At 39.4% G+C, this 20,858-nt stretch carries 17 protein-coding genes and 1 tRNA gene; 10 read left to right on the top strand and 8 right to left on the bottom strand.

The genetic code is table 11. The features are described from left to right. Positions 1 to 40: 40 nt before the first annotated feature. Positions 41 to 820, bottom strand: coding sequence for a protein phosphatase 2C domain-containing protein (locus MWU84_RS06975; RefSeq protein WP_246899906.1), 780 nt, complete (start codon positions 818 to 820; stop codon positions 41 to 43). An 893-nt stretch (positions 821 to 1,713) separates the two neighbouring features. Continuing rightward, positions 1,714 to 1,902 carry a hypothetical protein gene (locus MWU84_RS06980; protein ID WP_246899908.1) on the bottom strand — a complete coding sequence of 63 codons (189 nt, stop codon included), beginning with the start codon at positions 1,900 to 1,902 and terminating at the stop codon, positions 1,714 to 1,716. A 118-nt stretch (positions 1,903 to 2,020) separates the two neighbouring features. On the opposite strand from MWU84_RS06980, the gene MWU84_RS06985 reads away from it, so the two are divergent. Together MWU84_RS06985 and MWU84_RS06990 are read left to right on the top strand one after the other, a co-directional pair. Continuing rightward, positions 2,021 to 2,407, top strand: a complete 387-nt coding sequence (locus MWU84_RS06985; protein WP_246899910.1) for a hypothetical protein — start codon at positions 2,021 to 2,023, stop codon at positions 2,405 to 2,407. A 40-nt stretch (positions 2,408 to 2,447) separates the two neighbouring features. After that, positions 2,448 to 3,383 (top strand): transposase, encoded by a 936-nt coding sequence (locus tag MWU84_RS06990; RefSeq protein ID WP_246899913.1) that lies wholly within the window; start codon positions 2,448 to 2,450, stop codon positions 3,381 to 3,383. 170 nt (positions 3,384 to 3,553) lie between these two features. On the opposite strand, the gene MWU84_RS06995 is transcribed toward MWU84_RS06990, so the two are convergent. Then, positions 3,554 to 3,627: transfer RNA gene (locus tag MWU84_RS06995), tRNA-Ile, on the bottom strand. A gap of 151 nt (positions 3,628 to 3,778) precedes the next feature. Next, complete coding sequence (gene mce / locus MWU84_RS07000; protein ID WP_246899915.1) at positions 3,779 to 4,207, bottom strand: methylmalonyl-CoA epimerase; 429 nt, start codon at positions 4,205 to 4,207, stop codon at positions 3,779 to 3,781. A gap of 185 nt (positions 4,208 to 4,392) precedes the next feature. Here mce and rbfA point away from each other — a divergent pair, with 185 nt between their 5' ends. Both rbfA and MWU84_RS07010 read left to right on the top strand, forming a co-directional pair. After that, on the top strand, positions 4,393 to 4,785 hold the full coding sequence (gene rbfA, locus MWU84_RS07005) for a 30S ribosome-binding factor RbfA (RefSeq protein WP_117021108.1): 393 nt from the start codon (positions 4,393 to 4,395) through the stop codon (positions 4,783 to 4,785). A 2-nt stretch (positions 4,786 to 4,787) separates the two neighbouring features. Next, a complete protein-coding gene (locus MWU84_RS07010; protein WP_246899918.1) occupies positions 4,788 to 5,996 on the top strand; it encodes an FtsX-like permease family protein in 1,209 nt (402 codons plus the stop codon). Here MWU84_RS07010 and dusB read toward each other — a convergent pair. Continuing rightward, a complete protein-coding gene (gene dusB / locus MWU84_RS07015; protein WP_246899920.1) occupies positions 5,993 to 6,988 on the bottom strand; it encodes a tRNA dihydrouridine synthase DusB in 996 nt (331 codons plus the stop codon). The two genes, MWU84_RS07010 and dusB, sit on opposite strands and share 4 nt — an antisense overlap. A 177-nt stretch (positions 6,989 to 7,165) precedes the next feature. On the opposite strand from dusB, the gene MWU84_RS07020 reads away from it, so the two are divergent. The 3 genes from MWU84_RS07020 (at position 7,166) to MWU84_RS07030 (ending at position 9,606) form a co-directional block, all read left to right on the top strand. Then, complete coding sequence (locus tag MWU84_RS07020) at positions 7,166 to 7,939, top strand: prolipoprotein diacylglyceryl transferase family protein (RefSeq protein ID WP_246899921.1); 774 nt, start codon at positions 7,166 to 7,168, stop codon at positions 7,937 to 7,939. Next, positions 7,911 to 9,311 (top strand): radical SAM protein, encoded by a 1,401-nt coding sequence (locus tag MWU84_RS07025; protein WP_246899923.1) that lies wholly within the window; start codon positions 7,911 to 7,913, stop codon positions 9,309 to 9,311. The genes MWU84_RS07020 and MWU84_RS07025 overlap by 29 nt, the downstream gene beginning before the upstream one ends. Positions 9,312 to 9,387: 76 nt before the next feature. Next, positions 9,388 to 9,606 carry a hypothetical protein gene (locus tag MWU84_RS07030; protein WP_246899925.1) on the top strand — a complete coding sequence of 73 codons (219 nt, stop codon included), beginning with the start codon at positions 9,388 to 9,390 and terminating at the stop codon, positions 9,604 to 9,606. Here MWU84_RS07030 and MWU84_RS07035 read toward each other — a convergent pair. Then, entirely contained in the window at positions 9,603 to 12,023 is a 2,421-nt protein-coding gene (locus MWU84_RS07035) for an outer membrane beta-barrel family protein (protein ID WP_246899929.1), read from the bottom strand. The two genes, MWU84_RS07030 and MWU84_RS07035, sit on opposite strands and share 4 nt — an antisense overlap. 322 nt (positions 12,024 to 12,345) lie before the next feature. Here MWU84_RS07035 and lepA point away from each other — a divergent pair, with 322 nt between their 5' ends. Continuing rightward, positions 12,346 to 14,142 carry a translation elongation factor 4 gene (gene lepA, locus MWU84_RS07040; RefSeq protein WP_246899932.1) on the top strand — a complete coding sequence of 599 codons (1,797 nt, stop codon included), beginning with the start codon at positions 12,346 to 12,348 and terminating at the stop codon, positions 14,140 to 14,142. A 144-nt stretch (positions 14,143 to 14,286) separates the two neighbouring features. Here the strand turns inward: lepA and MWU84_RS07045 are convergent, their stop codons facing one another. After that, positions 14,287 to 15,759, bottom strand: a complete 1,473-nt coding sequence (locus MWU84_RS07045; RefSeq protein WP_246899935.1) for a sodium:solute symporter — start codon at positions 15,757 to 15,759, stop codon at positions 14,287 to 14,289. A gap of 112 nt (positions 15,760 to 15,871) precedes the next feature. Further along, positions 15,872 to 17,719 (bottom strand): sodium:proton antiporter, encoded by a 1,848-nt coding sequence (locus tag MWU84_RS07050; RefSeq protein ID WP_246899939.1) that lies wholly within the window; start codon positions 17,717 to 17,719, stop codon positions 15,872 to 15,874. A gap of 235 nt (positions 17,720 to 17,954) precedes the next feature. On the opposite strand from MWU84_RS07050, the gene MWU84_RS07055 reads away from it, so the two are divergent. Further along, on the top strand, positions 17,955 to 19,736 hold the full coding sequence (locus MWU84_RS07055; RefSeq protein WP_246899941.1) for a cation:proton antiporter: 1,782 nt from the start codon (positions 17,955 to 17,957) through the stop codon (positions 19,734 to 19,736). A 233-nt stretch (positions 19,737 to 19,969) separates the two neighbouring features. Continuing rightward, entirely contained in the window at positions 19,970 to 20,830 is an 861-nt protein-coding gene (locus tag MWU84_RS07060) for an MBL fold metallo-hydrolase (protein ID WP_246899943.1), read from the top strand. Positions 20,831 to 20,858: the final 28 nt, after the last annotated feature.

A 20,858-nucleotide genomic window follows, 5' to 3' on the forward strand; every position in this document is an offset into this window, starting at 1 on the left:
TTATTTTGCTAAGCAAAATAAAAAAAAATGGTTTTATAACTTAACTTGTGGCTAGATAATCTATTAAAGACCAATTTGTTGGATAATGAGAAAAAAAGTTTATGTCTTTTTTTTCAAATAATGCAATTATAGCCGAATGATTATCCCTGCTCTCCTTTTTGCACCTTTGCTGTATATGTACCAGTTTTTGATTCAAATTCAACTTTTCTTCGCTTAATAAACTTAAGAGCTCATAGTCAGAAAATGCCTCTAGTACCCCATCGGAGCATATAAAACAAATATCCCCTTCCTCAATATCTGAAATAAGATGAATCTCTGGTTCAATGGTGCTGTTTTCTGAGTTCCCAATAAATGCTCTATTAATTTGATTATTTAACGGATGTTTTCTAGCTTGTTCACGTGTAATTTCACCATTTTTAACCAAGGAAGACACTATAGAATGATCCCAGGTTTGCCAAAATTTTTTCTTTTTAGATTTTACAAAAAACACTCGACTATCACCGGCGTGCATTGTAAAAAGTCCTGTTTTTGTCAAAAAAATTGCCGCTATGGTTGTCGCCATACCTTCCAAACTAGGTTCCTTGGATACTAAGTTATTCAATCGACTTTGGGCCTTCCGGGCCAATGCTATCAACCTCAGTTCATTTAAGGGCTCATGGTCAAAGTTTTGAAGAATATAATTCGAAACTTCCTTACTTGCCAATTCCCCTTTTACTCCCCCTCCAACACCATCACATACCAAAAGGCACCATTTATTATATCGCAGAGCATCCTCATTATTGTTTTTTTTTCCAATATGGCTATAACTGTATACTATCACTATTTTGTTTTTAAGTATCTAATAAAATGTTAATAAATCTTTTAATACTAAAATAGAACTAATTAAAACCTATGCCTTCTCTTTTTGTACGAAATCGTGATTTTAATATATATAAAGGACTAGAATAATTGTTATTAATCGAAATTTCACTTTGTCATTAGAACAGTAAGTGAATCCGTTTAAAGGTTCAATATTCCCATTTTTACACTAACAAATATTATCCGAAATATCTATTACTAAAAAGGTTCAAATTTATATTTAAACCTAGATATTTTTTCAACATTTATTTTTCATTCTTAACATTAACCGATTGCCTATAATCAACCCTTTATTTCAATGGAGATCCTATTAACCACAAATCCTTACCTGCAAACTTTGCGCATGGATCCTAATTCGATTTTATAGTGTTCGGGAAGATAAGCGTAAAATAAAATCGGATTAGGGCGCACTTTCTTATGTCATTTTTTTATTTCGAATTTCATCCAAAGTAAATGACCGTGCGCTGGCGAAGATAAAAGCATGGGGCATTTTTTCTATGACCCATGTTTTCATGAGCGGTCTTGAGGAGGTTGAAAAACACTAAGGTTTTTCAACTTCCGCAGGGCTTGGACAACAATGGGCTCGCAGAACGTGTCAAAATGTACCTGTTTCACATCAGGGGAAAAATTTATCATTCTTTCTTACCACTAACCATAGTTAGCTTTATTGTATTTGCATTCATTAAAAAGGCCAAAACAGTTTTCTCTACTTCTTTGCCTGTGAAATCTTCAAACATAAAGGTTCTTGTGTTCACGATATTTTGAATATCAAGGTAGCTTAAAGCTTAAGTTTGTCATTTAAAACCTCTGTAAGATAGTACCCCCCTGTTTGAGGAGCATCTCCTCTAAATTCAATTAGACCAGCAGAACGTAATTGAGCATATATCTTTCTATTGAACTTTCGGCAAGTTTGGTCTTTTCTCTATAATCAGTAACTCTTTTGCCTTCATCATCGGCTATAGCGGTAAGAAGAATTACTAGTTTTTCTTTTACTACCTCAATTGCTCCTTCAATTGCTCCGTCATTTGCTCCGACGATTAACAATTTAAGGAATTGCAATTATAAAGGTAGCTTCTTTAAAGAGTAGAGCATTATTCTGGATCAATCCCAAAAGTTGGGTCTGAAGAGAAAAATAATTTTCTTTGTGCTTTAAATTACATTGATGAATAAAGGCACTGAGTTATCCTTGTTAAGTTTAATATTACCAGAAGGAATATTAGAGTATTTTGATATTGTTGGATTCGATAAGAAGCCTATAAAGCATGTTTTGTACGAGAACCGTCTAACGATATATTTGGAGGAGAAAAAACAAATACCATCCAAGTACAAGGATTGCAAGTATAAAGCCAGTGGCTTCATGGAGCCCCGAATAATCGAGGATTATCCCGTTCGAGACAATCTACTGTCCTTAAATCTTAAACGAAGGCGTTGGGACGTTCTACTTGATGAAAAGTGGATTAAAGTAAGTCGTGAATGGGATGAATTTATTGCACAGGGGACTCGAATATCAAAAGAGTTTGCTGCTTTTTTAAAAGAAATCGACGGATAATACTGCTCTGAGCAGCCAACAACTTGGGCACCAGTATGGTATGTCCGGGAAAAGGCTTCAAAGACATTATAAGGATCACTTAAGTGATTTTAAGCAATGGGAGCATAAGAGCCATGCCAAAGAGTGGCTTATATTCCCAGAGAATATAGGACCCTATCTGTCCATTGACGAAACGGCACTCTCCAAGGGGGAGCTCTATACCATCATTACCAATAAGAAGGCCAAAGGAAAGAAAGGGGCTTTGGTCGGGATATTCCACGGAACTAAAGTGGAGCCTATTATCGAACAACTCTTGAAGATCCCGGCAAAGAGGCGTGCTAAAGTGAAAGAGATCACCTTGGACATGGCAAACTCTATGAAAACGATCTCCACCAAATGTTTCCCGAAAGCCATCCAGGTAACGGACAGGTTCCATGTACAGAAGCTCGCTATAGAGGCGCTCCAAGATCTTCGTATCAAATACCGATGGGAAGCTTTGGATCAAGAAAATGAACGGATAAAGCTATCCAGAGCAGACGACAAAGAATTTAAACCTGTGACTTTTTCCAATGGCGATAGCTCAAAACAACTCCTGGCCAGGAGTAGATATCTACTGTATAAATCCCCGGATAAATGGACTCCAAATCAGAAAGAGAGGGGACGGATATTGTTTGACGAATACCCGGAATTAAAGAAAGCCTATGGACTTGTTCAAGGCTTGAGGAATATTTTCAACCAAGCCATAGATATTAAAATAGCTTACACCAAATTAGCCCACTGGTACAAAGATGTAGAGGAGTCGGGATTTAAGAGCTTCCAAACGGTAGCCAATAGTATTGCTTTAAATTACCGCTCCGTACTCAACTATTTTTTAAACAGAAGTACAAATGCTTCAGCAGAATCCTTTAATGCAAAAGTAAAGGCTTTTAGATCACAATTTAGGGGAGTCAGGAATACCGAATACTTCTTATATCGCTTGATTAAATTATATTCTTAAAATGGGAAAAACCCAGATTTTTGACTTGATCCATTATTCTTTAGGGAATGTGTTTTAATATACTTGCTTATGTTAAGTACGGGAGAAATGGTTTCCAAAAAAGCACGCCGAAAGCACGCCGAAAAACAAAAAAGACAGTTACAAATTTATGTAACTGTCTGATTTCTATGTGGTCCCACCTGGGCTCGAACCAGGGACCACCTGATTATGAGTCAGGTGCTCTAACCAACTGAGCTATAGGACCGTTTCCTTTTTTACTTCTTGTATCAAATACGCTTATTTGAAAAAGCAATCGGGAACCGCAAATTGCGGATGCAATATTACTACTTATTTTCCAACACTGCAAACAAAATTGGAAGCTTAATAATGCGTATTTATTCAATTGATTGCAAATATCATTCCTTCTTGCTTTCAAGTTTTGATAAAGGGTCTTCCTGACAGAGCTCTATCAACACCCCATTGGTCCCTTTGGGATGTAAAAAAGCCACCAATTTATTGTCCGCACCCCTTTTGGGAATTTTATTCAAGACCGTAAACCCTTCTTGGGTCAAACGCTCCATTTCGGCCACTATATCATCCACCGCAAAGGCAACATGATGTACCCCCTCTCCCCTCTTCGCCAAAAATTTGGCAACAGGGCTATTGTCATCCAAAGCCTGCAATAACTCAATCTTGTTGGGGCCTGCCTTAAAAAAGGAGGTCTTTACCCCTTCTGAAGTCACTTCCTCGATCTTATAATGGGGTACTCCCAAGATTTTTGCAAACAAGGTGTTAGAAGCCTCCAAATCATGTACCGCTATTCCCAGATGTTCAATTTTCTTCATATTTACCATATTAGGTCCAAGTCAATTTCCTTGTGTCCATCTTGTCCCAGCCACCACCCATCAAATAATTTGATTCCATAAAGGACTTAGCAACCCTTTCTTTCAAAAATACTACATTCCGAATAATCTGATGCTAATCCGTACCCAATCATAGAATCTATATAAATATATCGTATTTTTGTGCCATGGAGACACAAAGACAGAAGAAAATAGGCGGGGTCATACAAAAAGATATCGCGGATATTTTACAACGTGCTGCAACCGACGGTGGACTGAAAGGTACGCTAATTTCGGTATCCAAAGTGTCGGTCACCACAGACCTTTCCATCGCCAAGATCTATGTAAGCATTTTTCCTGCTACCAAGGGAAAGGAATTATTGGACGGAATTAAATCCAATCAGCCGCTGATAAAGCACGAACTAGCCCAGCGCACCAAAAATCAGCTAAGACGGGTACCTGAACTATTGTTCTTCTTGGACGATTCCTTGGAATATATAGACGGCATTGAAAAATCGCTTAAGGGCGAAGAAAACCCTGTTAAGAATCCTGATCTACTGGAAAAAAGGAAAAAATCATAAGATTGAACTTCCCTTTATACATAGCAAAGCGGTACTTGCGTTCCAAGAGTAGCCAAAATGCGGTAAACATTATCAATTTTATTACTTTTCTGGTCATCGTTATTGGATCGGCAGCGCTCTTTATTGTGCTTTCCGGTTTTGCGGGACTAAAAACCTTTAGCCTTGCCTATACGAATATGGTAGACCCTGACCTAAAGGCCTTACCGCTAACGGGGAAATTCTTTAGCGTATCGGAATCCCAGGACCAAGCACTTCAACAACTACAAGACGTAGTGGCCTATTCCAAGGAAATTGAAGAAAAAGTATACCTGACCCATGACCAAAAAGCCCATATTGCCTACATAAAAGGAATCGATTCTACCTTTATAAAAACTACACCTATTGATAGTAGCCTTTATTTTTATGGCGATTGGGCCATAAACGGCCTACAAGGGGTTGCTGGACAGGGAATTGTAAATCTATTGGGATTGAGCATCAACAATTTTAGAAGTCCGTTAATTATCCGAGTCCCTAAACCGGGCAAAGGCCTCTTGGGCCAACGGCTATTAAAGGACAGCTATAATGAGACCTCCTTGGTCATTAGTGGTATTTACCAAATTGAGGAGGAGTTGGACAGAAAATATATTTTTGCCGATCTACCCATGGTACAAGCCATGCTGGAGAAAGACAGTACCCAGATATCTGGTATAAATTTTAAATTGACGCAAGATGTCAATGTTCCTCAACTTAGGAACAAAATTGAAACTATTTTTCCGGGTCAGGTCGTTTTAAAGGACCGTAGAGAATTGAACAGTACCCTGTACCGAATGTTGAATACGGAAAACCTGGCCACCTATCTTATTTTTACCCTAGTGCTTATCATTGCCCTTTTTAATGTAGTTGGTGCCATTATCATGATGATCCTGGACAAACAGCAGAATTCCAAAACCTTGTTTAATTTGGGTACGACCATTAAGGCACTTCGAAAAATTTACTTTGTCCAAGGGATATTGGTCACGGGAATGGGCGGCTTGATCGGCGTATTTTTGGGCTCCTTGTTAATATGGTCCCAATTGGCCTTTGGATGGCTAAAAATAACTCCTAGCCTGTCCTATCCTGTAGAATACAGTTTGATCAACGTTTTGATAGTATTGGCCACCATCATTGTGCTGGGCATAATTGCCTCCTTCATTGCCAGCAGTAGGATCAACAAAAAATTAATAGCGCATTAGCCCACAAATTCGAAATCCCCGAATTTTTCCATTACCTCATCAAAAGCATCAAACACATCTGTAGAATGGTCACTGGTGACCATCTTCATTCTATACTCCTTAAAATTGGGTATTCCCTTGAAATAATTGGTATAGTGCCTCCGGGTTTCAAAAACGCCCAACTGCTCCCCTTTCCAGTCTATGGCCATTTGTAAATGACGGCGGGCAGCATCAACACGCTCCTCCATGGTAGGTGGTGTGGCATGGGTCCCTGTTTTAAAAAAGTGCTTCACTTCCTTAAAGAACCAAGGATAGCCTATACTGGCCCTGCCTATCATGGCTCCGTCCAAGCCATATTCGGCCCTCATTTTCATAGCCATTTCAGGGGAATCTACATCACCATTTCCAAAAATAGGAATATGCATCCGCTGGTTGTTCTTTACCTCCGCTATAGGTCTCCAATCGGCTTCCCCCTTGTACATCTGTACCCGTGTTCTCCCGTGAATGGAAATTGCCTTGCATCCAACATCTTGAAGGCGCTCCGCAACCTCAACAATTTTAATGGAATCGGAATCCCATCCCAGGCGGGTCTTTACCGTAACGGGTAGTTTGGTATGCTCTACCATGGCCTTGGTCAAAGAAACCATTAAGTCTATATCCTTAAGGATTCCGGCACCTGCACCTTTACTTACTACTTTTTTAACCGGACAACCAAAGTTGATATCAATAATATCGGGCCCGGACTTTTCCACTATCTCCACAGATTGAAGCATGGAGTCCAAGTTGGCACCAAAAATCTGTATCCCCACAGGACGTTCCTTTTCGTAAATATCCAACTTCATGACGCTTTTGGCGGCATCGCGAATTAGTCCTTCCGAGGAAATAAATTCAGTGTACACCACATCTGCTCCCTGCTCCTTGCACAAGGCGCGGAAGGGCGGGTCACTAACATCTTCCATTGGTGCAAGCAACAATGGGAAATCCGGTAATTGAATGTCTCCTATTTTAGGCACAACTGATATCCTTTAAATTTTGGGACTGCAAAATTACTGAAAAATTCTATAATCCTAAATTCCAAGGGATAAGAATAGTATAACAGCTAAACGAAACCAATAACAAAATTCAATTTTAGATATATTTCGATCTTAATATTGCATTGGGAAATTTAATTATAAAGTACATTAGCCCCTATGTTATCTCTTATCTCTCTGCCATACGAGCCAATTTTGTTCGGCATAAAAGTCAATGTGCATTTAGTGCTGGAATATTTGGCCTTTTTTCTAGGGTTTCGTTATTATCTCTATTTAAGAAAACGAACAACGGACACCATCTCTACCAATAACCGTTTGTCCATCATTATTGGAGCAGTTTTTGGTGCCCTTTTTTTTTCCCGATTAATTGCCTTTTTAGAAAATCCGCCCTTACATTACTCCCAAGGCATAATATCCCTCCTTAACAACAAAACTATTATGGGCGGACTCTTTGGCGGATTATTGGGTGTGGAGTTGGTAAAAAAAGTAATTGGGGAAAAGCAGTCTTCCGGAGATCTGTTCACCCTGCCCATAATTCTAGGAATCGCAATAGGTAGGATGGGTTGCTTTTTGGCTGGAACAAAGGAATTTACCTACGGAAAAGAAACTACTTTTTATTTTGGTATGGACTTAGGCGACGGACTTTCCAGGCATCCCATCGCTCTTTATGAAATATTTTTTTTAATAGGCCTGTTCTTCCTGATCCAACAACTTCAGAAATCCGCACAGCCCTTTAAAAATGGCAGCTATTTCAAAATTTTTATGATAAGTTACTTTTCATTTAGGTTTATACTGGAATTTTTAAAGCCGAATACCTATTTCCTAATTGGCCTGAGCAGCATTCAATATTTATGCTTACTTTGTTTGTTGTATTATTATAAATCCGTCGGAGAAGCCATTAAATATGCCTACAAGAAATTATACCTACTATGATTTTACCCTAAGTCTTTGCCCAGAATGCCTAAGACGGATAGATGCCAAGATCGTCTTTGAAGATGAAAAGGTCTATATGCTCAAAAATTGCAGGGAGCACGGAAAATCAAAAGTAATTATTGCCGACGATATTGCGTATTACAAAAATATACGCAATTACAACAAGGCTTCCGAATACCCTAAGACCTTTAACACCAAAACCCATTATGGCTGCCCATATGATTGTGGACTGTGTCCTGATCATGAGCAACACTCCTGCCTTACGGTGGTGGAAGTTACTGACCGCTGCAACCTTAGCTGCCCTACCTGTTATGCTTCCTCTTCTCCCCACAATGGTAGACATAGAACCCTGGAAGAAATAAAAAAGATGTTGGATGTAATCGTAAAAAACGAAGGCGAGCCGGATGTAGTCCAGATCAGTGGTGGTGAACCTACCATACATCCACAATTTTTTGAAATATTGGATTATGCCAAATCGTTGCCCATTAGGCACCTAATGGTAAATACCAACGGCATTCAAATTGCCAAGGATTTTGCCTTTGCGGAAAGACTGGCCACTTACGCCCCCGATTTTGAAATTTATCTACAGTTCGACTCCCTGGATGAACAGGTTTCACGCACACTGCGAGGTGCAGATTTAAAACAAACAAGGTTAAAGGCCTTAGAACATCTTAATACCTTAAACCTTTCCACAACTTTGGTAGTTACCTTGCAAAAAGGTCTTAACGACCATGAAATGGGCTCCACCATTGATTTTGCCCTTAAACAAAAATGCGTTCGGGGAGTTACTTTTCAGCCCACCCAAATTGCAGGAAGGCTTGAGAATTTTCAGGTTGACGAAAATAGGATTACCCTAACCGAGGTTAGACGTAAAATTTTGGAACAATCCCCAATTTTTGAACCGGACGATCTTATTCCCGTTCCCTGCAATCCTGATGCACTGGTCATGGGATATGCCTTAAAAATGGGGAACGAAGTAACACCATTAACTCGGTATATAAATCCCGACGACCTGCTTAATAGTGGTAAGAATACCATTATCTACGAGCAGGACGAACAACTACATGAAAAAATGATACAGCTTTTCAGCACGGGAAAATCGGTTGAAAAAGCTTCCGAAAATTTAAAATCCATCATGTGCTGCCTTCCGGAAATCGATGCTCCCAATATGGGCTACGACAATTTGTTCAGAATCATAATTATGCAATTTATTGATGCCTATAATTTTGACGTTCGGGCCATTAAGAAGTCCTGTGTTCACATCGTAAACAAGGATTATAAAATTATACCCTTCGAAACTATGAACCTCTTCTACCGGGACGATAAAATAAAACGTCTGAACGAACTAAAGGGGGAAGTGGAACACAACTAAGATCTGTCTTGTCATTTGAGCTTAAAACATTAAAAGCACATTGTATATTATGGTATATTTAATCTTCAATTTAGCTATGTACAATTTACACCTTCCTTTAGAAGTAGGCAACTTGGATGGCCTTTTCGTGATCTTGTTATTGATCATGTTTGGACCTGCAATCTTATTGATGGTGATAGGCTTTATATTGAGGTCCAAGCAAAAGAGAAAGGCCGGTAAGGTGTTGTTTATACTGGCAGGGGTGTATATGCTGATAAGCCTAGGGGTTTGTGGGGCCTTGTTGGGCGGTTTTTAGAGTCGGTCCCTTTCGTCCGTATCTTTGGATTTATAGTTGTCGCGAATCTTCATATTGCCAAAATTATATCTAAATCCAACTGAAAATATCCTCCCATTAGGCCTGTAAATAGATATATTATCCTGATTGCCGTACTTACGGGTATTTTTTAATTTAAACTGCTTAAAAATATCCGTCAAACCCATAGTAACGCTCGCTTTTTTTCCCCAAATATTCTTTTTAATGGAAATCCCCCATTCATTGTAATATTCCTGTCTCGAATTCCCAAGAACGATAGGGGATACATAGGTATAATTTAGGCTGGCCGTTAGCGATTTGTCTTCCAGCATGGTAAAATTATTATTGAATTGTAACAAGAGTGTCCACAATCCCTGGTCCAAGGTTTGCTGTGATAAAATATCTGTAAAACGCTCCGTCCCATAATAATAGGAAGAAAGGAAATAGGTGTCCCAGAAATTGGCGATGTCCTTCCTGTAAATAAAATCCAATCCATAGGCCAATTCACGATCTATATTATCCGATATAAATCTTAAAAATTTACTTTCATTGTCCTGAAAGGTCAACAACCTTATAATATTCCTATGATATCTATAAAAAAGCTCAAAGGTGTAATCTTTATTGTAGGTGTATGATAGGATTACCGAATTCTTAAAGGAAGGCTGAAGATTTACATTGCCCTCCACCACGGAATTATTACTTTGAAAAACTTGAAAAGGATTAATCTTATTATAACTTGGCCTTATGATACTTCTTTTATAGCTAGCCCCGAATCTATGTTTTCTATTAGGGTTATATTGGAAAAATAAGGTAGGGAACAATTCTAAATACCGATTTTTAATCTTGTCCGTACTATTACTAAAATCCCCCTTGGTTTCTGTATACTCAGCCCTAAGCCCAGATTTCATTGTCCAATTGTTCCATTTGGCATCAAAGCTGGCATAGCCCGAATAAATTTCTTCATCGTAAAAAAATGTACCATCTTCCGTTGGCTCAATGCCTTCCTGGTTTCGGTCAAAACCTTCTTGGGCTATATAACTTTCAGAATCTATTAGGGCATACTTTATTCCCGATTCAAAATTGGCATTATTCCCAAGAGGTGTAGAATAATCAGCTTGAACACTGTATAAATGGGTATGCTGTTTATTATAAGTGTTAAAATCGTTCTCTCCTACGGTAACCCCGTTCCCGTCATAAAAATCCGTTTCCAATGCCTGATTTTTATCATAGGCATAATGAGTATAATGCGAATTCAAGCCCAGTCTAGACCCCGAATCATTGAATTTGTGCACATAATCCAAATAAAACGCCGAGTTGACAGATTTAAACTTGGCATTGTTCTCTGTATAAAACCCAGAGGTTTCACTGCTATTGGCATCCTGTATTTTTGTATCAGAAAAATCCCTAGTTAAATAAGATGGTGTAAAGGTGGCAATTGATGAAAAACTAAGGGTATTATTGTCATTTATGACATAATCCAAAAAAGCGCTAGTATTGTGTTTCTTACTTCTATAAATAACCTCCAAATCGGAAGTCCAGATATCGATAATTTGGGAATCCTCAATAAAATTGGTGATATCTGTATAGGTAGTTAAGAATTTGTTCTGTGTAAAACTATAATTAAATGAGGCCTCCAACCGCCTCCCTTTAAAATAGTGACTGGTACCCAACATTTGCCGGGGAAAAACACCCTGACTATATCTGTTGTATATGGCGCCGTTATACCCGGCAATTAAATTCTTTTTCATTTTAATATTGATCAAGGTCCCACCTTCGGCATCATATTTCGCTGGGGGTGTTGTTATCACCTCGATAGACTGTACCCCTTTTGCCGAAGTACCACTTAATAGATTAAGAATATCTTCTGGCGGAAGGTTCACTTTCTTATCGTTGATCATTATTTGAACCCCGCTCTCCCCTTTCACCTTAATCTCATCGTTCATAACAAATACGGTTGGAGTACTCTTGAGAACATCCCATAAGTCCGAATCTGAAAGCGCCGTGTTCTCAATATTAAAGACCAAGCGATCTACCTTTTGTTCCAATGTTGGTTTTTGGGAGACTACGACCACCTCATTCAATTCCTGGCCTTTATCATCTATAAAGAGGGGCCCTATATCCAAATCGGAATTTACCTCTACCAATTTATAGTTGGAATAGCTTCCTATATAACTGGCACGCACTAAATATTGGTTGCCGATTATATTATCAAAAGAAAAAAAGCCTTTTTCATCGGATGCAGCACCTTTAAAAAAACTGGTATCGGATACTTTATAAAGTAGTATATTTGCAAAAGCTAACTCGGCACCATCTGTTTGCTTAACATGGCCTGAAACCTTGTATTCCTGCCCCACCAACGGGATGCAAACTAGGAGAAAGAATAGGGTCGAAACCTTTAACATTGTCACAAACAGTGGCATATCCGTTATAAAAATTTTTAAAGTTAACTTTTTCTTAACTACTAGCAATATTTTCTTTGCTTTTTGTAGTAAAAAACCGCAATTTTAACTTCTGCCCAATTTAAATACCACCATTAATTTTAATTTTTGTAATATACTTTTGGATGGAATAGGCCCAAGAGATTTTTACATTAATAATCGTGGATAAAGCCTATCTTTGCATTTGGTTTGATTTGCATTAGCATTAAATAGAATGCCGATCATGGGAAAAGGAATACTGAAGCGCCTTGGTGTGGAACAAATACTCCTAGGTTAAACTCAGTACACGTAAATCTAAGCATAGATGAATAACATAAGGAATTTCTGCATTATAGCACATATTGATCACGGCAAGAGTACTTTGGCCGATAGGTTGTTGGACTTTACCGGTTCGGTAACGGAAAGGGAAAAGCAGGACCAGCTATTGGACAGTATGGATCTTGAACGCGAGCGTGGTATCACCATTAAGAGCCATGCCATACAAATGGATTATGAGCATGAGGGCGAAAAATATGTACTCAATCTTATAGATACTCCGGGACACGTAGATTTTTCCTATGAAGTATCCCGTTCCATAGCGGCCTGTGAGGGTGCCTTATTGGTCGTGGATGCGGCACAAAGCATACAGGCGCAAACCATTTCAAACCTTTATTTGGCTTTGGAGAACGATCTGGAGATAATTCCCGTATTAAACAAGGTAGACTTACCCAGTGCGAACCCAGAAGAGGTTACCGATGATATAGTTGACTTATTGGGTTGTAAGCCAGAGGATGTTATTCCGGCGAGCGCCAAATCGGGTCTTGGCATCCAGGAAATTTTGACTGCCATTATAGAACGTATACCAGCCCCCAAGGGCAATCCGGATGAATCCCTCCAGGCCTTGGTATTTGATTCGGTATATAATCCGTTCAGAGGGGTAGAAACCTATTTTAGGGTTATTAATGGGGAAATAAAGAAAGGTCAAAAAATTAAATTTGTAGCCACTGACAAAAACTATTTCGCTGATGAGGTGGGTACCCTAAAGCTGGTACAGCACCCCAAACAAAGTATAAAGGCCGGGGATGTAGGTTATCTAATTACCGGAATAAAAGATGCCCGGGAAGTAAAAGTAGGGGATACCATTACAGACGCTGCCAATCCTACCAAAAACCCAATTGGTGGTTTTGAAGATGTTAAACCTATGGTATTTGCCGGTATTTATCCGGTTGATACGGAAGATTATGAAGAACTGCGCTCCTCTATGGAGAAGTTACAGTTAAACGATGCTTCCTTGGTATTTACACCAGAAAGCAGTGCTGCCCTTGGCTTTGGGTTTCGTTGCGGTTTCTTGGGAATGCTTCACATGGAGATTATCCAAGAACGTTTGGAGCGCGAATTCGACATGACGGTAATCACCACCGTGCCCAACGTAAGCTACCATGCCTTTACGCGTAAGAATCCAGAGGTACCCATTATAGTTAATAATCCATCGGATCTGCCAGACCCATCAACTTTGGATCACGTAGAGGAACCATATATTAAGGCTACGATTATTACCAAAGCCGATTTTGTGGGTAATGTTATGTCTTTATGTATCGACAAAAGAGGGCAGATTACCAACCAAACCTATTTGACCACAGAAAGGGTAGAATTAAATTTTGATATGCCATTGGCAGAAATTGTATTCGACTTTTACGACAGGCTAAAAACCGTTTCCAAAGGATATGCCTCCTTCGATTATGCACCTATAGGCATGCGCACCTCTAAGTTGGTAAGGGTAGATATTCTGCTCAATGCACAACCTGTAGATGCCTTGTCCGCCCTAATACATGCGGACAATGCGGCCAATATCGGAAAAAAAATGTGCGAAAAGCTTCGCGAACTGATTCCAAGGCAACAATTTGATATTCCCATACAAGCCGCAATCGGGGCCAAAATTATTTCCAGGGAAACCATTAAAGCTCTAAGAAAGGATGTAACCGCCAAATGTTATGGAGGTGATATCTCGCGAAAGCGAAAATTGCTGGAAAAACAAAAAAAGGGTAAAAAACGTATGCGCCAGGTGGGTAATGTAGAAATACCACAGCAGGCCTTTATGGCGGTACTTAAGCTCAACGATTAAAGAAAGTAAACTACCTCGGGGCAAGACTGCCCGACCGACATAGGCTGGCCCGAGTAGCATTGAAAGAACCCTTATTTTAAATTTCGACGCCCGCCTGAATGGATACGGGCAAGCAGGTTTTAAACTAGATTATCAAGTAAAACCCTATGACGACTTAACGGTTTCCCCTTTTCGCTTTACCAATAACAACCCTAAAATAGTGAGTCCGGCATTGACCGCTATATTGATAAAGCCAAAGTCGAAATTAAAGTTTTGCGCAAAGTAGATACTCAGTACATAGGTAAGTACCGGAGCCAATACACAAATAAGAGGCACCCATTTATCCTTAACGGCAATCTTGGTAAACATACCCAACATATATAGGCCCAACAGTGGACCGTAGGTATAACCTGCAACCATGAAAATAAGGGATACCACATCTCCCCTACTATTGGCAAATAACATAATTATTAGAAACAGTACACCCGAAAAGCCAAGTAAAACCCAGTTCTTAAGTCTTTTTTTATTAGCACTGGATTTATGTGAAATATCCAGAAAATCATAGGTAAAAGAGGTGGTTAGCGCGGTAAGGGAGGAATCGACACTGGAGAATGATGCAGCAATGATTCCCAATAAAAAACTAATCCCAGCAAAAATGCCAAGGTGGTTCAACGCTAAATCCGGAAACAGATTATCCGTGTCCAATAAGGCCCCATTTTCTCCCACTGCCAAAGTTATTCCATTATTCTCCGCATAGCTATATAACAAAATCCCCAGTCCCAAAAACAAGAATTGGGTCAAAGCCAAAATTAGGCTATAGGTCAAGGTGTTCTTTTGTGCATCCCATTGATTCTTACAGGTCAACGTTTTTTGCATCATATTCTGATCCAGCCCGATCATGGCAATGGCCACAAGAATACCCGCAATAAACTGTTTGAAAAAATTATTACTGGATTTGCTTTCCCAATTGAAAACCTCAAAATACGTATGCTCCGTAACATGCTTAATGGCCCCTGAAAACGACAGATTTAAGGAGGTGGTAATAGTATAGATGGTAATTATGGCGCCCAAAACAAGAAAGGTCGTCTGTAAAGTATCTGTCCAAACAATGGTCTTTATACCCGATTTATTGGTATACAACCAAACCAAAACCAAAATGATGATTACCGTAATGGGAAAGGGGATATTAAGCTTATCAAAAAGGGCGAATTGTAGAATTTTTGAGGCCAATAATAGCCTAAGTGCAGCACCAAATGATTGTGATACCAAAAAAAACAATGATCCTGTCTTATAGGTCTTAACACCATACCTTTGATCTAAGTATCCATAAATGGACACTAACCTTAATCTATAGTATAACGGGATCAAGACAAAGGTTATGAACAAATAGCCCACTACATTCCCAAGAATAAATTGGTAGAAATAGAAATTGTTATTGCCTACCATTCCGGGCAGGGAAACAAAAGTTACTCCAGAAAGTCCGGCGCCCACCATTCCAAAGGCAACCAAAAACCAAGGAGATTGCCGGTCTCCAGTAAAATAGGACTCATCACTTCTATTTCTTGAGGTGAAATAAGAAATGGTCATCAACAGGACGAAATAAATGGAAATGATGGCTAAAACTAAAAGTGGATTCAAGGCAGATATATTTTATTTTAACTTTAAGTACTGGGTCTATTGATACTATTTTAGGCCAATATTTAGATAGGCTTCAACATAATGCTCATACAATTGTCGACTGGGAAAACCTTTATTTAGTTTTTTTATTAGGCCTATCCGCCTCCAACAACTTTCCAAGATACACCAACTTACAACCTTCTTTAATATCTTCAAAATTCTTGCTAAATGATGAAATTATTTTTAGATCTCCATCCATAGTCTTTACAAAAATGGGAACAATATCCTTATCAGCCTTGGTAATTTCTATGAGTGCCTCATAGTGTTCTTTGCTCTTTAAATCTATTTCATGAATAACAGGATTATTTCTGGCAGCTTCGGTAAGTGTAATAAAATCGTCAGTATGAGAAAAAAGACCTTCCTGCGGACTATTGTTCGGGTCGTTCATCTCCTCAGAATTAACAAGTCGAAATGAACCCTGTTCGCCAAATTGTTTCTTGAAGGTATCAATTGCGTATTCGTTAATATCGGAGTTGCCCGTCAATGCCATTAGGTAACCAACGTCGTTAAGTTCTATATTGTCCGTAAGGGTGTCAGAATATATATTGGCAACAAAGGCCTCCAGACCAAGGTTTTTGGCCTTTTCAATATTGTTTTGGTTATTGTCTATCAAAACTACGTGCCTATTGTTCTTTTTTAAATAACTGGCAATTAGTCTAGGCACCTTTGAAGCCCCCACAATTAGAATGCCTTCGGACTTTTCCAAGAACACCCCAAGTAATTTAGCCATAAACCTGGCGGTAGATGCGTTGAGTAGCACTGTCCCCAAAACAATCATAAAAACCAAAGGTGTAATATACTCTGCTCCCGGTTCTCCTCTTAAAATTAATTTGGAACCAAAAAGTGAAGCGATACCAGCGGCAACTATACCCCTTGGCCCTACCCAACTAATAAATAATTTTTCCCTAAAGTTAAGATTGGAGCGCATGGTACTCAAAAACACCCCCAAGGGTCTTACCACAAAAACTACTATGGCAAAAAGTATTAATGTATTGGGACTGTAAAGCAATTCCAGTTCCGGTATATTCATACTTGCCGCAAGTAAAATGAAAAGCATAGAAATTAAAAGTATGCTAAGGGACTCTTTAAAGTAGAGCAACTCCTTTATATTGGGCAACTGGGTATTTCCCATGACCATACCCATTACCACCACGGCCAATAAACCCGATTCATGGGCAAAAAGTTCGGAGATGACAAAAACCGAAAGTACTACCGACAAGGATACCACATTTAATAAATAATGTGGCACATAATTTCTTTTTATTGCCTGAGTCAAAGCATGGGCAAAGCTAAAACCAAAAGTAAAACCCAACAACAAGACCTTTACAAACTCCAAGAGTCCAGTTTGGGTATACCCCTGTCCTTCCCCTATACTTATGAACTCAAAAACCAATACCGCTACAAGTGCACCAATAGGATCTATCAATATACCCTCCCATTTCAATACCGCCGATAAATCTTTTTTCAAGGGAATATTCCTAAGAATAGGGGTAATAACCGTTGGCCCTGTCACGATGATGAGAGCTGAAAACAAAAAGGAAATTTGCCAGGATAGTCCAAAAATAAAATGTGCTGCAGCACCCGCTAAAAAAAAGGTAACTGCACTGCCCACGGTAATCAATTTGGTAATTACAGGACCTACTCTAGTTACTTCGGAACGTTTCAAGGTAAGTCCACCTTCAAATAGGATGACACCAATGGCCAAGGAAACAAAATGGTAAAGGCTTTCCCCTAAAAATAAGCCCTCTTTCTCATTCCAGATAGGTCTTATCAATTTAGTGCCGTCTTCTGTCAACAATGTGGATATAGGTCCTACCAATAGTCCTATAAGGATCAGGGGCAAAATGGCTGGTAATTTAAAGCGCCACGCCACCCACTGTGCAATGATCCCAAGAACGATTATTCCCGCTAGTTCTACCATAAAAAAATTTGAAGCAAGATAACTTTTAATATAGAAAAAAGCCATCTATCACAAAAAAACCTCGGACTCGGCTTAAAAAATTTTATATTTTGTCCATTGCCCACAAATTTAATTAATCACACTATTCATAGGCTACCCTAGGTTTTTATGTTGCAAAATATTTATAGGTCCCTCTTGCCGCATATCGAATAATTAGGTAATTTCTCATCATATTTCGAACCCACAATTTAATCCTATGGTAGAATTGAATATAGTTAACTTGTTGCTGGTAATGGCCGCTGCTTGGCTTGGGGGGGTTTTGGCCAAACGCATGGGCTTTCCCGCCATTTTAGGCGAGCTTTTGATTGGAATAATTTTGGGTCCTGCTTTATTGGCCGTACTGGAAAATTCAGACGACCTACACATTTTGGCGGAAGTAGGTATACTATTCCTAATGGCCTATATTGGCATGGAAATCAACTTTAAGGATTTGGGCAAAGCCTCGTGGGCAGGCCTACTTGCCGCCATAGGGGGATTCGTAGTGCCTTTTGCCCTTGGTTATTATACCATACTGCATTTTGGGGGTACCCATATAGCCGGATTATTCGTGGGTATTGCCGTTGGGGTAACTTCCTTGGCCACAAAGAGTAGAATTCTTGTAGACCTTAAACTTCTTGATACCCGAATAGCCTATGTACTAATGGCCGGAGCACTAATATCCGACACCTTGGCGCTTATTATTTTTGCTGGAATTATTGGCTATGTAGAAGCTGGAAGTATTGATACGGCAGGGCTCGTCTGGGTCGCAGGGAAAGCAATTCTATTTTTCTCCTTTGCACTGCTAATCGGCATTTATCTATTTCCTCTTTTGGGAAAATTACTAACAAAGGCCAAGCTAACAAGCCGGACACTGCTCTTTACCATTTTGATAATAATGGTGCTTGGTTTTTCAGAATTGGCCGAACTTGCCGGATTACATGGTATTTTGGGAAGCTTTTTGGCCGGACTTTTTATAAAGGATAACGTGTTTTCCAGACAAATACTCAAAGATATTTCAGCGGTCTTTCACGATATCTCCATCGGTTTTCTAGCCCCCATTTTTTTTGTTACCGCCGGCTTTCATGTTACTTTGGATATCTTTCAAACAGACCTGGCCCTTTTGATATGTGTCATTACAGGTGCCGTGGTAGGAAAAATACTAGGAACCACACTCTTCTACTTGCCCAGTGGTAACGGTTGGCGAGAAGGGTTCACGATTGGCACTGGTATGAACGGAAGAGGAGCCGTAGAGATAATTATCGCAGGAATAGGCCTTCAGATGAACATTATTTCACAGGAAATTTTTTCAATCTTGGTATTTATGGCCATTTCTACCACCCTTACGGTGCCCGTGTTCCTAACGTGGACCACCAATTGGCTCAAAAAGCGCGGGGAACTGGTAAAACAAGACGCTCGAAATGGTTACCTTATACTTGGTGCAAACCCATTGGGGCTGTACATCGCCAAACAACTGGCCGAACAAAACGAAGTAATACTTATTGACTACAATAAGGACTTAGTGAACGAAGCCAATGCGCAAGGAGTAAAAGCAATCTATGGGAACGGACTGAGGGAAGACGCGTTTGAAGCGGCGAACGCCATAAATAAAAATACCTTTATAGCACTAACGGGCAATAGTGAAATTAATCTTCTTTCAGCACAATTGGCCTACAACTCATTCTATATCCCCAACAGGATAGTTCTTGTTTCCCCAGTTGAAAATGGGGTAGGTCTAAACCTATTGGAGCATATGGATGCCTCTTCCTTGTTTGCAAACAAAACCGATATGGTACCATGGTCTTACAAAATTACCACCAATAATTTTGAGCAACGGACAGAAAAAATAGCTAAGGAAATTTCCACCAGAAATTGGTTTAAAAACAATGCCAAAAATAAGGACATACTACCCATATTAATTCTAGATGAAAATGGCCAAAAGCGACCATTTCATTATAAGGACATCATAAATCCTAAAGAAAGTGTTGTATACCTTGAATAGTAAACTACCTCGAGGCAAGCCTGTCTGCCATCAAAGGCAGGCCCACGGGGCCTTGAAAGGAAATTTAAGTTTGATTCCGACGCCCGCCTGAATGGATACTGACAGGCAGGTTTTAATCTCGATTATCGAATAAAATTATTGACAAAGTGTTAAAAAACCTCTAATAAACAAGGGTTTCAAGAAATAAACTTAGTGCTTTTGTTAATTTGCACCTTCTTTACACTAGGCTATCTATGAAATTATACCCTATTGAATCTGGAAATTTTAAATTGGATGGAGGGGCCATGTTCGGTGTGGTACCAAAATCGATATGGAACAGGACCAATCCTGCAGATTCGAATAATATGATCGATATGGCGGCCAGATGTCTCCTGGTAGAAAATGGCGATCGGCTTACCCTAATAGATACTGGGATGGGCAATAAACAATCCGATAAATTCTTTGGGTATTATTACAGATGGGGAGACCATTCATTGGACAAATCATTAAAAAAATACGGCTTTCACAGAGATGATATTACAGATGTTTTCCTGACCCATTTACATTTTGACCACTGCGGAGGAAGCATACAATGGAACAAAGATAGAACCGGTTATGAACCAGCTTTTAAAAATGCCGTTTTTTGGACCAATGAGGCCCATTGGAAATGGGCTACGGAACCCAATCCAAGGGAAAAGGCTTCCTTTCTAACGGAAAACTTATTGCCCATGCAAGAAAGTGGTCAGTTGCGATTTATTACCAGAAATGGCGGATCATTCTTGGACAAAACAGAATTGGACTTTGGAATTTTGTTTGTGGACGGACATACCGAAAAACAAATGATACCCCATATTCGATATAAAGACAAAACCCTTGTCTTTGCTGCAGACCTACTCCCCACTGCTGGGCATATTCCACTGCCATATGTTATGGGCTATGATACCAGGCCATTATTAACACTTTCAGAAAAAGCCCTGTTCTTGGAAATGGCCGTAAAAGACAATTACTATCTATTTTTGGAACACGATGCCCACAACCAAATCTGTACCCTACAAACAACGGAAAAGGGAATACGTTTAAAAGAAATACATACCTTTGCCCAGCTTTTTGAATAATATGATCAATAGTAGACTCCTTTACATG

Origin of the sequence: Arenibacter sp. F20364 (genome assembly GCF_023015905.1) — a bacterium.
GTDB lineage: Bacteria > Bacteroidota > Bacteroidia > Flavobacteriales > Flavobacteriaceae > Arenibacter.